The sequence below is a fragment of the Pseudomonas sp. LAMO17WK12:I5 genome, assembly GCF_900215165.1.
Taxonomy (GTDB): domain Bacteria; phylum Pseudomonadota; class Gammaproteobacteria; order Pseudomonadales; family Pseudomonadaceae; genus Aquipseudomonas; species Aquipseudomonas putida_A.
Window position 1 is genome coordinate 1 of the sequence record NZ_OBDS01000006.1, and the last position, 12,340, is coordinate 12,340.

General features: G+C 60.7%; 13 protein-coding genes and 1 riboswitch. Of the genes, 7 read left to right on the plus strand and 6 right to left on the minus strand.

Translation table 11 applies throughout. The features are described 5' to 3' along the window. From CRO59_RS11495 to purM, 4 genes are all read right to left on the minus strand, one after another. A partial coding sequence (locus CRO59_RS11495; RefSeq protein ID WP_143503297.1) for a helix-turn-helix domain-containing protein occupies positions 1–211 on the minus strand: 211 nt, incomplete at its 3' end. Positions 212–315: 104 nt separating this feature from the next. Then, positions 316–1,029, minus strand: coding sequence for a DUF3108 domain-containing protein (locus CRO59_RS11500; RefSeq protein ID WP_007962880.1), 714 nt, complete (start codon positions 1,027–1,029; stop codon positions 316–318). Positions 1,030–1,037: 8 nt separating this feature from the next. After that, positions 1,038–1,688, minus strand: coding sequence for a phosphoribosylglycinamide formyltransferase (gene purN / locus CRO59_RS11505; RefSeq protein ID WP_097087497.1), 651 nt, complete (start codon positions 1,686–1,688; stop codon positions 1,038–1,040). After that, on the minus strand, positions 1,688–2,746 hold the full coding sequence (gene purM / locus CRO59_RS11510) for a phosphoribosylformylglycinamidine cyclo-ligase (protein WP_027614051.1): 1,059 nt from the start codon (positions 2,744–2,746) through the stop codon (positions 1,688–1,690). The genes purN and purM overlap by 1 nt, the downstream gene beginning before the upstream one ends. A gap of 374 nt (positions 2,747–3,120) precedes the next feature. On the opposite strand from purM, the gene CRO59_RS11515 reads away from it, so the two are divergent. The 5 genes from CRO59_RS11515 to CRO59_RS11535 all read left to right on the plus strand — a co-directional run bounded on the left by CRO59_RS11515 (position 3,121) and on the right by CRO59_RS11535 (position 7,808). After that, the gene (locus tag CRO59_RS11515) at positions 3,121–4,179 is read left to right on the plus strand and encodes a DUF2066 domain-containing protein (protein ID WP_097087499.1); all 1,059 of its coding nucleotides are present in this window, start codon (positions 3,121–3,123) and stop codon (positions 4,177–4,179) included. Between the two features lie 34 nt (positions 4,180–4,213). After that, on the plus strand, positions 4,214–5,287 hold the full coding sequence (locus tag CRO59_RS11520) for an AI-2E family transporter (RefSeq protein ID WP_027614053.1): 1,074 nt from the start codon (positions 4,214–4,216) through the stop codon (positions 5,285–5,287). A 219-nt stretch (positions 5,288–5,506) separates the two neighbouring features. Then, positions 5,507–6,211 (plus strand): DnaA regulatory inactivator Hda, encoded by a 705-nt coding sequence (gene hda / locus CRO59_RS11525; RefSeq protein ID WP_025111852.1) that lies wholly within the window; start codon positions 5,507–5,509, stop codon positions 6,209–6,211. 225 nt (positions 6,212–6,436) lie between these two features. Then, a complete protein-coding gene (locus tag CRO59_RS11530; protein ID WP_007962885.1) occupies positions 6,437–7,051 on the plus strand; it encodes a C40 family peptidase in 615 nt (204 codons plus the stop codon). Positions 7,052–7,271: 220 nt separating this feature from the next. Next, on the plus strand, positions 7,272–7,808 hold the full coding sequence (locus CRO59_RS11535) for a C40 family peptidase (protein WP_027614054.1): 537 nt from the start codon (positions 7,272–7,274) through the stop codon (positions 7,806–7,808). A gap of 132 nt (positions 7,809–7,940) precedes the next feature. Here CRO59_RS11535 and CRO59_RS11540 read toward each other — a convergent pair whose 3' ends face one another. Continuing rightward, positions 7,941–9,254, minus strand: coding sequence for a sorbosone dehydrogenase family protein (locus CRO59_RS11540; protein ID WP_097087501.1), 1,314 nt, complete (start codon positions 9,252–9,254; stop codon positions 7,941–7,943). Between the two features lie 66 nt (positions 9,255–9,320). Beyond that, positions 9,321–9,905 (minus strand): hypothetical protein, encoded by a 585-nt coding sequence (locus CRO59_RS11545; protein ID WP_097087503.1) that lies wholly within the window; start codon positions 9,903–9,905, stop codon positions 9,321–9,323. A gap of 163 nt (positions 9,906–10,068) precedes the next feature. After that, positions 10,069–10,300: riboswitch (cobalamin riboswitch) on the plus strand. 79 nt (positions 10,301–10,379) lie between these two features. Between CRO59_RS11545 and cobO the strand changes: the two genes are divergently transcribed. Further along, on the plus strand, positions 10,380–10,991 hold the full coding sequence (gene cobO, locus CRO59_RS11550) for a cob(I)yrinic acid a,c-diamide adenosyltransferase (RefSeq protein WP_027614057.1): 612 nt from the start codon (positions 10,380–10,382) through the stop codon (positions 10,989–10,991). Next, complete coding sequence (locus tag CRO59_RS11555) at positions 10,988–12,337, plus strand: cobyrinate a,c-diamide synthase (protein WP_097087505.1); 1,350 nt, start codon at positions 10,988–10,990, stop codon at positions 12,335–12,337. Before cobO ends, CRO59_RS11555 begins: the two co-directional genes overlap by 4 nt. The last annotated feature ends 3 nt before the right edge of the window (positions 12,338–12,340 follow it).

Genomic DNA, 12,340 nt, shown 5'->3' on the forward strand with positions numbered 1-12,340 from the left:
GCCTGCTCCGCGGCGCTCGGATTGAGGCGCCTTGGCTCCAGTCCTGTCGGCCATGCTTGCGTAACCAAACCAGTACCGTGGACCGGCCTTGAATGCCAAAGCGCCGTTGAGCCTCTTTATAACTCAACTCGCCTTTTTCGACTTGATCTACAACTGACAATTTAAAAGCTAGCGTGTAATCGCGCTGGCTCCGCCTTTTTCCGGTATCCATTGAATCCTCCTGAAGATTGGTCAGAAGGTGTAAACCTTATTCAGGACGCGACAGCAGGCACAAAAAAGCCCCGCATCTGCGGGGCTTTTCGTTGTAGCGGCGGATCAGCTGCCTTTAACGGTTTTGCCGTTGACCGTACCGTCCTGGAGCATGATGTTGTACTCCTTGCCGTCGGTTTCAACCTGTTGCAGGCGGACCAGCAGGTAATCCCAGTCCTTGGCGAACCACAGCACCGTGATGCGCTTGCTTTGTGTCGGGTCACGCACGCGCTCGACCTTGATTGCATCGATCTTGCCGGCCTTGGTGTCGACTTTCTCGGCACCCAGTACACGGAAGTCATAGGTGTCGACTTCACCGTCGTCGACCACCTGATAGCTCATGGTCTTTTTGCCGGCGGCCACGTCATGCTGCAGCGCCAGCTGATAGGTCGACTTGTCGACCATGCCACGGTTCAGCGGGATCTTCACCGCGTCGCCCCGGTCAGTGCCGGTGACCATCTTGCTGTTCCAGTCGAAGTCCAGATCAGCCTTTTTTGCTTTGCCCAGACCGCCACGTTCGAAGTGGTAGGACTGTGGCAGCAGGGTGTCCTTGTCCAGGGTCAGCGTGCTTTCTTCGGTCAGGCTGGCGATCATCATCGACGCCTTGAAGCTGAGTTTCCAGACGCCGTTGGCTTCCTTGGTCAGGCTGCGTTCGGCGGTGCCGCTCATGGGCAACTGTTTCCAGTCGGCGGTGTAGCTGGCGGAGAACGGTTGAAGGTCTGCCGCCTGCGCGAAAGGCAGGGCGAGCAGAGCGCAAGCGAAGAGCAGGGCGCGACGCATAAAATCTCCTAGTGTCGAATCAAGTGGCCGCTGGCCGCGAGTAACTGGCCATCCAGTAAAGCACCTTGCTTACCGAGTGCCAGTCGGCCTTCGGCAAACCAGCGTACAGCCATCGGGTAGATCAGGTGTTCCTGGACATGCACTCGCTGCGCAAGTGTCTGCGGCGTGTCGTGCAACTCTACCGGTATTACTGCCTGTACGACCAGTGGTCCACCATCGAGTTCCTCGGTGACGAAGTGCACGGAGCAGCCGTGCTCCGCATCGCCGGCCTCCAGCGCGCGCTGATGAGTGTGTAACCCTTTGTATTTGGGCAGCAGCGACGGGTGGATATTGAGCAGGCGACTCTGGTAGTGACGCACGAAATCAGCGCTGAGAATGCGCATGAAGCCGGCCAGTACCACGAGTTTCGGTTTGAATTCGTCGATCAGTTCGATCAGGGCAGCATCGAAGGCCTCGCGACCTTCGAAAGCCTTGTGATCCAGCGAGCGGGTGGCGATACCCGCGTCACTGGCGCGTTGCAGGCCGTAGGCGTCGGCGCGGTTGGAAATCACCGCAGCGATGCGGACCGGGCTGTCGCCGGTCCGCGTGCTGTCGATCAGAGCCTGCAAGTTACTGCCGGTGCCGGACAACAGCACCACGACATCACAGGTTGCGGACATTAATGAGCCTTAAGGTTCTGCAGATCAACCTGGGCAGCGCCTTCGGCAGCGGCAGCGATCTGGCCGATGACCCAAGGCTGTTCGCCGGCGTCACGCAGGGTGTTCAGGGCCACTTCAACGTGCTCCTGAGCCACGCAGATCACCATGCCCACGCCGCAGTTCAGTACGCGGTGCATTTCGGTCTCGTCGACGTTGCCTTTCTCTTGCAGCCAGTCGAAGACCGCCGGGCGAGTCCAGCTGGCCACGTCAACCACGGCCTGAGCGCCTTTTGGCAGAACGCGCGGAATGTTGTCCAGCAGGCCGCCACCGGTGATGTGGGCCATGGCTTTGACCGCACCGGTGTCTTTGATCAGCTTGAGCAGCGGCTTCACGTAGATGCGGGTTGGGGCCATCAGCAGTTCGGTCAGCGGCTTGCCGTCGAGCTGAACGGTTTCAATGTCGGCACCGGATACTTCGATGATCTTGCGGATCAGCGAGTAGCCGTTGGAGTGCGGGCCGGACGATGGCAGGGCGATCAGTGCGTCACCGGTGGCGACTTTCGAGCCGTCGATGATTTCGGCTTTCTCCACGACGCCGACGCAGAAGCCGGCCAGATCGTAGTCTTCGCCTTCGTACATGCCAGGCATTTCAGCGGTTTCGCCGCCGACCAGGGAGCAGCCAGCCAGTTCGCAGCCTGCACCGATACCGGTGACCACGGTGGCAGCTACGTCGACGTTCAGCTTGCCGGTGGCGTAGTAGTCGAGGAAGAACAGCGGTTCTGCGCCGCACACCACCAGATCGTTGACGCACATGGCGACCAGGTCCTGGCCGATGCTGTCGTGCTTGTTCAGGTTCAGCGCCAGGCGCAGCTTGGTGCCGACGCCATCAGTACCGGAAACCAGCACCGGCTGTTTGTAACCGGCCGGGATCTCGCAGAGGGCGCCGAAACCGCCCAGGCCGCCCATGACTTCCGGGCGCGCAGTGCGCTTGGCGACGCTCTTGATGCGTTCGACCAATGCTTCACCGGCGTCGATGTCTACACCGGCGTCCTTGTAGCTCAGGGAGGGTTGCTTGCTCATGATCCAGGCCTTTAGGGGAGGGGATTCAGGGGTAACGACCGAGTTCAGCGGGAACATCGAAATCGAGAGGGCGATGGCCTTACGCGAATTTCGGGGTGCCCGGCTGTTGCCGGTCTGCGAAGGCGCGCGATTTTATCAGGCTTGAGGGGCAGCGGCCATCCTCGCGCCGACGGGCAGGGGCATAATCGACTGAAATTTTTTGCAATTGTGCCGGGCGGCTGCCTGTATAAGGTGTGCCGATTAACCGTCTATCGTTATCACTGTGCAAAAACTTAACGCTAGCGTGTGAATGTTTTGCGATGGCAGATTGTCACAGCCTTGCTTAACCGGTTCACGCGGCCTGTTCCAGCCGCTCCTGTCGACGGGAATTTTCAATGCGTTTTTGTAAATTGTTGGTTGTGGGTTGTTTGTCGTTGGTCAGCCTGGCGAGTCATGCCGAAAACCTCAAGGGTCTCTATCAAGTGCGCCAGCCGGTCAGCAGTCAGGCGCCGGAAGAGCGTGATCGCGCCACGCAGGCGGCGCTCGATACGCTGGTGTTGCGCCTGACCGGTGACCCCAAGGCTCCGCAGAATCCGGGGCTGGCAGCGATTCGCAAGGATCCGCAGCAGATCATCAGTCAGTTCGGTTTCGATGCCGGGCCGCCGGAGGTGCTCAAGGTCGATTTCGATCCGGCCACCACCGAGCAGGCGCTGCGCCGGGCCGGGCTGTCATTGTGGGGGGCGAGTCGGCCGTCGATTCTGAGCTGGTGGCTGAACGATTCGACTGAAGGTTCGAGCCTGGTCGGCGACGGTCAGGCAGCGGCTGCTCCATTGCGTTCTGCGGCTCAGCATCGTGGCTTGCCGCTGCGTCTGCCGCTAGCGGATCTGAGTGAGCAACTGGTGGCCACCGCGCCAGTGCTGGATGGCAGCGATCCCGCGCCATTGCGCGGCGCTTCGGAGCGTTACGGCGCGGATGCGTTGCTGGCGGTGCATGCGCACGAAGAGGGCGGGCTGTGGCAGGCCAAGTGGCATCTGTGGCTGGGCGATCAGAAAGAGGCCGGCAGTGTGCAGGGCGCCGATCAGGTTGCCGTGGCCGATGCGGTGATGCTGGCGGTGGCCGAGCGTCTGGCGCCGCGATTTGTCGCCAAGCCTGGTGCTTCGGGCCAACAGACCCTGGAAGTGCAGGGTATGAGTCTTGAGCATTACGCCACACTGCTGCGGTTACTCGAACCGTTTGGTGTGCGTCTGCAAAGTGTCGATGGTGATCGCATCGTGTATCGGGTCAACGGCAGTGCCGATCAGTTGCGCGCGCAGTTGTCGTTGGCGAAGTTGCAGGAGTTGCCGGCCGAAGCACCGACGCCAGTGGCAGCGCCGCAGCCAGCGGTGGCAGGTGCAGCGCCTGTTGCGGCTCCAGCGCCTGCACCGGTAGCACCTTCGTTGCGGTTTCGCTGGTAAGTCTTTCCTTATATAGAAGCAGTGGGAGTGGTAAATGGCCGATACGCGGCGTTGGTTCTGGCTCGGTGGGGTAGTCCTGCTTTGCGCGTTTGTGTGGTTGCTGCATCCGATCCTCACGCCGTTTCTGGTGGCGTTGCTGCTGGCGTATCTGTTCGATCCGCTGGTGGATCGGTTGGAGAAACTCGGTTTGTCGCGAACCTGGGGTGTGATCGCGGTGTTCGCCTTGTTCACTCTGATCGTCACCACGTTGCTGTTGGTGCTGGTGCCGATGCTTGCCAAGCAGTTGGTGCGTTTGTATGAGTTGGCGCCGCAAATGCTTGACTGGCTGCAGCATACGGCGCTGCCGTGGGCGCAATCGAAGCTGGGCCTGTCTGACGGCTTCTGGAAGTTCGACAAGGTCAAGGCGGCGATCAGCGAACACATGGGGCAGACCACTGACATCGTCGGTGTGGTGCTGAGTCAGGCGACGGCCTCGAGTCTGGCGCTGATCGGCTGGCTGGCGAATCTGGTGCTGATTCCAGTGGTGAGTTTTTATCTGCTGCGCGACTGGGACGTGATGATGGCCAAGATCCGCAGCCTGTTGCCGCGTGATCGTGAAGAAACCATCGTCTCGCTCGCCGGTGAGTGCCACGAAGTGCTCGGCGCGTTCGTGCGCGGACAGTTGCTGGTCATGCTGGCGCTGGGCGTGATCTACGCAGCGGGTCTGATGATTGTTGGTCTGGAATTGGGGCTGTTGATCGGCCTGATCGCAGGCCTCGCGGCAATCGTGCCGTACATGGGTTTTGTGATCGGTATTGGCGCGGCGCTGATTGCCGGGCTGTTCCAGTTCGGTGGCGACCTGTACCCGATGATCGGCATCGTTGCGGTGTTCATGGTCGGGCAGGCGCTGGAAGGCATGGTGCTGACGCCGCTGCTGGTCGGCGACCGGATCGGCCTGCATCCGGTGGCGGTGATCTTCGCAATCCTGGCCGGCGGCGAGCTGTTCGGCTTTACCGGAGTGCTGCTGGCATTGCCGGTGGCGGCGGTGATCATGGTGCTGGTGCGTCACGTGCACGATTTGTACAAGGACTCGGATATTTACAGCGGGGCAGATGAGCCCGAGTTGTAATCCGATCACGGGCGGCCCGGCATTGTGCCGGGTTGGCCCGGGTTTTGCGGCGGGTTCGTTCGATACCGCGTCAGAGAAACTGTCATAAAACCAGCGTGTTAACGCAAACCTTTGATTTTGCTTGGGGTCTGTCGCATTGTGCGCTCAGCTTCACGGGTATAAACTTCGCAAACTTTACACAGAGGCCACTAACGGTTCCTTGAGAACTGTTCAGTCAGCATGAAACCGATTCAGCTGCCCCTAGGTGTGCGTCTGCGTGACGACGCCACCTTCATCAACTACTACCCAGGCGCCAATGCCGCTGCACTCGGCTATGTCGAGCGCCTATGCGAAGCCGACGCCGGCTGGACCGAAAGCCTCATCTACCTGTGGGGCAAGCATGGGGTAGGGCGTACGCATCTGTTGCAGGCGGCGTGTCTGCGTTTCGAGCAGATGGGTGAACCGGCGGTGTATCTGCCGCTGGCCGAGCTGATGGATCGTGGTATCGAAATCCTCGACAACCTTGAGCAGTACGAACTGGTCTGCCTGGATGACTTGCAGGTGATTGCCGGCAAGCCGGACTGGGAAGAGGCGATGTTTCATCTGTTCAACCGCCTGCGTGACAGCGGTCGACGTTTGCTGATTGCCGCTTCAACCTCGCCGCGCGAGCTGCCGGTGAAACTGGCTGACCTCAAATCGCGCCTGACCCTGGCGCTGATCTTCCAGATGCGGCCGCTCTCCGATGAAGACAAATTGCGTGCTCTGCAATTGCGCGCGTCGCGTCGCGGTCTGCATCTGACCGATGAAGTCGGACACTTTATTCTGACTCGCGGCACCCGCAGCATGAGTGCATTGTTCGACCTGCTCGAACAGCTGGATCAGGCCTCGCTGCAGGCGCAACGCAAGCTGACGATTCCGTTCCTGAAAGAGACCCTTGGTTGGTAGCCAGCCCTTGAAATACGAGGCTTTCAGCACGTTTCGACATATTTCAGGCGCCAGAAAATCCGCGTTTCCGCAACGTATGCAGACCGCGTATCGAGTCAAATGGGCTTAAGCGCTTAGATGTAAACGAGAAACCGGGAAGTCACAAAAAGATCGATTGAATTTGCAAATGAGGCCGATAGCGGGCATAGTCTCGGCTTCTTTACAACTTCAGCCACGGTCGTGCCCATGCTAAATCGCTTCGCACCCCTCGTGCCTCTCGCACTCGTCACCCTGTTGTTCGGTTGCGCTGCTCATTCTCCAGTTCAAGAGCAGCCTCAGCAGGTTAAAAATTCTGCCACTGCCCAGTCTTCTGTTATTTACCAGGAAGAGCTGGACACCGAAAAAGAACTCTCGGACTTCAACAAGAAGCCGTACGAGCTTCCGGTTCTGGCCGACAGTATCCTTGAACGCGGCATGTCCCTGATCGGTACCCGTTACCGTTTCGGCGGCACCTCTGAAGCCGGCTTCGACTGCAGCGGTTTCATCGGTTATCTGTTCCGCGAAGAAGCCGGCATGAATCTGCCGCGCTCCACCCGTGAAATGATCAACGTGGATGCGCCTCTGGTCTCGCGCGGCAACCTTGAGCCGGGCGATCTGCTGTTCTTCGCTACCAATGGTCGTCGCGGTCGTGTAAGCCACGCCGGGATCTACTTGGGTGACAATCAGTTCATCCACTCCAGCAGTCGTCGCAGCGGCGGTGTTCGCATCGACAGCCTGGGTGACAGCTACTGGAGCAAGACCTTCATCGAAGCCAAGCGCGCCCTCGCGATGGCTCCGACCGTGGTCACCGCTCGCAAGTAATTCCCCCGTTGTCGCCACGTCCGTGGCGACAAAAACGGTGCCCGGCAAGGGAGTAGACCTAGACTTTACAAGGTGAAGTTAAAGTCTTACTTGAAGTTTGCCGCGTAGCCGCTAGAATCCTGTATCTATATTGATGGCAAACCGCCTGCGTGCTGCGCAGGCGGTTTTGTTTCTGTCCATTCGGCAGAGAAAGCCGCAGCCAGATCAGGATGTTCTGCTTATGACGATGTCGGCCCGCCTCACAGTGATTTTCTTCGCAGCGCTGCTCAGCGCCTGCGCCAGCCGCACTCCGCCGCCTGCGCCCGTGGTACGCGCCCCGGTGGTGTTCGGGCCTTCCCAGGCTTTTTCGCCGGCTGCTGAAGACGTGCTGTTTCGCGCGCTGGGCCTGGTTGGCACGCCTTATCGCTGGGGCGGCAACACACCGGATTCCGGGTTTGATTGCAGTGGCCTGATCGGTTTCGTCTACCGCGATGCCGCCGGTATCTCTTTGCCGCGTTCGACGCGCGAGATGATCGTGATGCAGGCGCCGAATGTCGGCAAAGAGGGTTTGCAGACCGGCGACCTGATCTTCTTCGCCACCAATGGCGGCTCGCAGGTCAGCCATGCGGGGATCTACGTCGGCGAAGGGCGCTTCGTGCATGCGCCGGCCACCGGCGGCACGGTGAAGCTGGACAGCCTGTCAAAGGCTTACTGGCAAAAGGCGTATCTGAGCGCCAAGCGGGTGCTGCAGCCGGAGCATCTGGCGCATAACCCGTAGTAAAAATCGCAGCCATTCCAATGTGGGAGCGAGCCTGCTCGCGAAAGCGGTGTATCAGTCAACCCAATGGAGGCTGACACTACGCATTCGCGAGCAGGCTCGCTCCCACAGTTGTTTCAGGTCAGGCAAAAGTTACTTGGCAGACGAAACCCGCCAAACCTTGTTCCCCACATCATCCGCCACCAGCAAACCACCTTGCTGGTCGATCACCACGCCTACCGGGCGACCCAAAGCGTTCTCGTCCTTGTCTAGGAAACCGGTCAGCACATCCACCGGTGCTCCGTTCGGCTTGCCGACCGCGAACGGTACGAAAATCACTTTATAACCACTGTGCGGTTTGCGGTTCCACGAGCCGTGTTGACCGATGAACGCGCCTTCCTTGAACTGCGCCGGCAGGCTGTTGCCTTCGGCGAAGGTCAGGCCCAGCGAGGCAGTGTGCGGGCCGACGGCGTAGTCCGGGGCGATAGCTTTGGCCACCAGATCCAGATTTTGCGGCTTCACCCGCACATCCACGTGCTGACCGTAATAGCTGAAGGGCCAGCCATAGAAGCCACCGTCCTTGACCGAGGTGATGTAGTCCGGCACCAAGTCGCTGCCGATCTCGTCACGCTCATTGACCGCTGTCCACAGCGCACCCGTGGTCGGTTCCCACGCGAGGCCGTTGGGGTTGCGGATGCCCGAGGCGAAGATCCGGTGGTTGCCGGTGGCGCGATCGACTTCCCAGATCGCCGCGCGACCTTCTTCTTTATCCAGACCATTCTCGCCGACGTTGCTGTTCGAGCCGACAGTGACGTACAGCTTGCTGCCGTCCTTGCTGGCGATGACGTTTTTGGTCCAGTGATGGTTCAGCGTGCCGCCCGGCAGATCGGTGACTTTGATCGGCTGCGTCTTGATCTCGGTCGCGCCGGATTCGTAGTGGAAGCGCAGCAGGCGATCGGTGTCAGCGACGTACAAATCGTTACCGACCAGGGTCATGCCAAACGGCGAATTGAGGTTTTGCAGAAACACCGTGCGGGTCTCGGCCACGCCGTCGTGGTCGGCATCGCGCAGCAGGGTGATGCGATTCGGGCTTGGCACACCAGCGCCGGCCTTGCCCATGACTTTCTTCATCACCCAGCCGCGAATACCGCTGCTGTCATCGGGTTTGGGCGGGGCGTTGGTTTCCGCCACCAGCACGTCACCGTTGGGCAGCACGTAGAGCCAGCGCGGATGATCGAGGCCTTCGGCGAATGCTGCGACCTGCGTGCCGGCTGCGGCGGTCGGTTTACCGCCGGCGGGCCAGCCGACCGCCGGGGCGATGTTCACCGTCGGGATCAGGGTTTTGTTTGGTTCAGGCAGCTTCGGTGACGGACCGGTGCCGTCAGAAACTTGCAGGCTGGAGGATTCACCGCAGGCGGCGAGCCCTCCGGCGAGGGCGATGACGAGAGCGAGTTGGGTTTTGCGCATTACTGATCTTCCCTATGAATGCATGCCTAATCATAGAGGAGTGCGCGCACCCGATGGTTCAACCGCTCAACCACGGGCCTCTTTGAACAGCACGGCGATGCCTGGGTGATAGTTACCCGCTTCGCTGCGCAACTTGCGGTAGGCGTAGGGGAAATACCAGGCCACTGCGCAGCAGTGTTCCTTTTGCAGGTCGTCGACCATGTCCTGCAACTCTTCGGGGCTGGCGCTGTGTTGGGCTTTTTGCGGGGCGACGAACAGGCAGCCGAGCTTGAGGTCGCTGGCAAAACTAATGCGTTTGGCGTCGCTGGTGATGTCCAGCAGGGCCTGGGTCAGGTTGAGATTGTTGACCCGTGGCCAGCGCTGGGTGGCCTGAAGGTAGGCGCGGTCTTCAGCGCCGGCGATGAACAGATCGGCGCGGGCATTGCGTTCGCCATCCTCGTTCTGCTTTCGGGTCGAGGTATCGCAAAGGGTCACCAGTTCGGCCATCCAGGCTGCCGCGGAGAGCAAGCCGAGATTGGCTTTCTCGTCATGCCAGTAAGGGGTGTCGTTGTCGCCGCGTACAGCGTTGTAGCGGTCGATACAGTCAAACCAGCGTTCAAGCATCGGGCGCAGGAATTCCAGGCGCGGGTTGCTGATGATCATGCCTTGCATCGTCATCATCCTTATTGTTGTGATGTGCTTTTCAATCAAAAGCATGGCTCTTTGATATCACTTGTCTCAGTGTGGCACAAGATTGGCGTCAGATAATTGATCGACGGCAGTTATTCGCCCGACGGCCCCCTCTTTAATTGACGCTCCACCCCCAACCCTCTAACCTTCGCCGCTTGTTTCAGGTGCTCTGTGACGCATGTCGACAGAGTGAAACAGGGAAGCCGGTGAGGGTTGTCTTCAGGCGAAGCACGATCACGATCCCGGCGCTGCCCCCGCAACGGTAAATGAGTGAAAACTGCGCCTTGAGCCACTGTGTCGACAGACGCGGGAAGGCGCGCAGTCAGGCGATGCGCCGCTCATGAGCCCGGAGACCGGCCTGATCCATCCAGCGGCATCACGGTGGGCGATGCCAGGCTTTTTGCCGTCTATTCTTGTGCCTGCCCGCCGTTATCCAGCCTCAACGGAGAGCTCCCCATGACCGATTCCCCCGAGCGTGACGAACGCCATCTGGCGCGTATGCAGCGCAAAAAAGCCGTGATCGACGAGCGCATCGCCAATTCGCCTGACGAGTGCGGCCTGGTGCTGGTGTTGACCGGCAATGGCAAAGGCAAAAGCAGCTCGGCGTTCGGCATGCTTGCCCGCGCCATGGGCCACGGCATGCAGTGCGGCGTGGTGCAGTTCATCAAGGGCCGCAACAGCACTGGCGAAGAACTGTTCTTCCGCCGCTTCCCCGAGCAAGTGCGTTTTCACGTGATGGGCGAGGGCTTCACCTGGGAAACCCAGGATCGCCAGCGTGACATCGCCGCCGCCGAAGCCGCGTGGGAAGTGTCCCGCGAGCTGCTGCGCGATCCGTCGATCGGCCTGGTGGTGCTGGACGAACTGAACATCGCCCTCAAGCACGGCTACCTCGATCTGGATCGAGTGCTCAGCGACTTGCAGGCGCGTCCGCCGATGCAACACGTGATCGTCACCGGTCGCGCGGCCAAGCCGGAAATGATCGAGATGGGCGATACCGTCACCGAAATGGGCATGCTCAAACACGCCTTCCAGGCCGGCATCAAAGCGCAGAAAGGCGTCGAACTTTGAATCAACCACGTCACTGCCCGGCGGTACTCATCGCCGCGCCGGCCTCCGGTCAGGGCAAGACCACCGTCACCGCCGCGCTCGCTCGCTTGCATCGCAACCAGGGGCGCAAGGTGCGCGTGTTCAAGTGCGGCCCGGACTTCCTCGACCCGATGATTCTCGAGCGCGCCAGCGGTGCGCCGGTGTATCAACTGGACATGTGGATGGTCGGCGAGCAGGAAAGCCGCCGGCTGTTGTGGGAAGCCGCCGCCGAAGCCGATCTGATCCTGATCGAAGGCGTGATGGGCCTGTTCGACGGCACGCCGTCCAGCGCCGATCTGGCGCGGCATTTCGGCGTGCCGGTACTCGGCGTGATCGACGGCACCGCCATGGCCCAGACCTTCGGCGCATTGGCGTTGGGGCTGGCGCGTTACCAGCCGGACCTGCCGTTTGCCGGCGTGCTGGCCAACCGTGTCGGCACCTTGCGTCATGCGCAATTGCTCGAAGGCAGCCTCACCGAAGGTTTGCGCTGGTACGGCGCATTGTCCCGCGAGACCGGGATCGAGTTGCCGAGCCGCCATCTCGGTCTGGTGCAGGCCAGTGAACTGAATGATCTGGATCTGCGTCTCGACGCGGCGGCTGAAGCACTGGCCAGCAGTTGCGAGGTAGCGCTGCCACCGGCCGTGGAATTCGCCGCGCCTGAAATGATCAGCGCTGAACCGCTGCTCGACGGCGTGCGCATTGCTGTCGCTCGCGATGAGGCCTTTGCCTTCACCTACGGCGCCAGTCTCGACCTGCTACGGGCGATGGGCGCCGAGTTGAGTTTCTTCTCGCCGATCCGCGATACCCAACTGCCCGAGGCCGACAGTCTGTATCTGCCCGGCGGTTATCCGGAATTGCACCATGTCGCGCTATCGCAAAACGTGGCAATGCTTGATGCAATCCGTGCGCACCACGCCGCCGGCAAACCACTGCTCGCCGAGTGCGGCGGCATGCTCTATCTGCTCGACGCGTTGACCGACGTTGACGGCACCCGCGCCGAACTGGTGGGGCTGCTGCGCGGTGAGGCGGTGATGCAAAAACGTCTGGCGGCACTGGCACTGCAAGCGGTGGATCTGCCGGAGGGCTCGCTGCGTGGGCACACCTATCACCATTCCCTGACCAGCACCGAACTGACGCCGATTGCCCGGGGCATCAGCCCGAATGGCGGGCGCGGGGCCGAGGCGGTTTATCGGGAAGGGCGGATGACGGCGTCGTACGTGCATTTCTACTTTCCGTCGAATCCGAAGGCGATGGCCGCATTGTTTGCGCCAGAATGTCAGGCCGCCTTCGCGAGCAGGCTCGCTCCCACAGGGGATCGCGTTTCTTGAGCA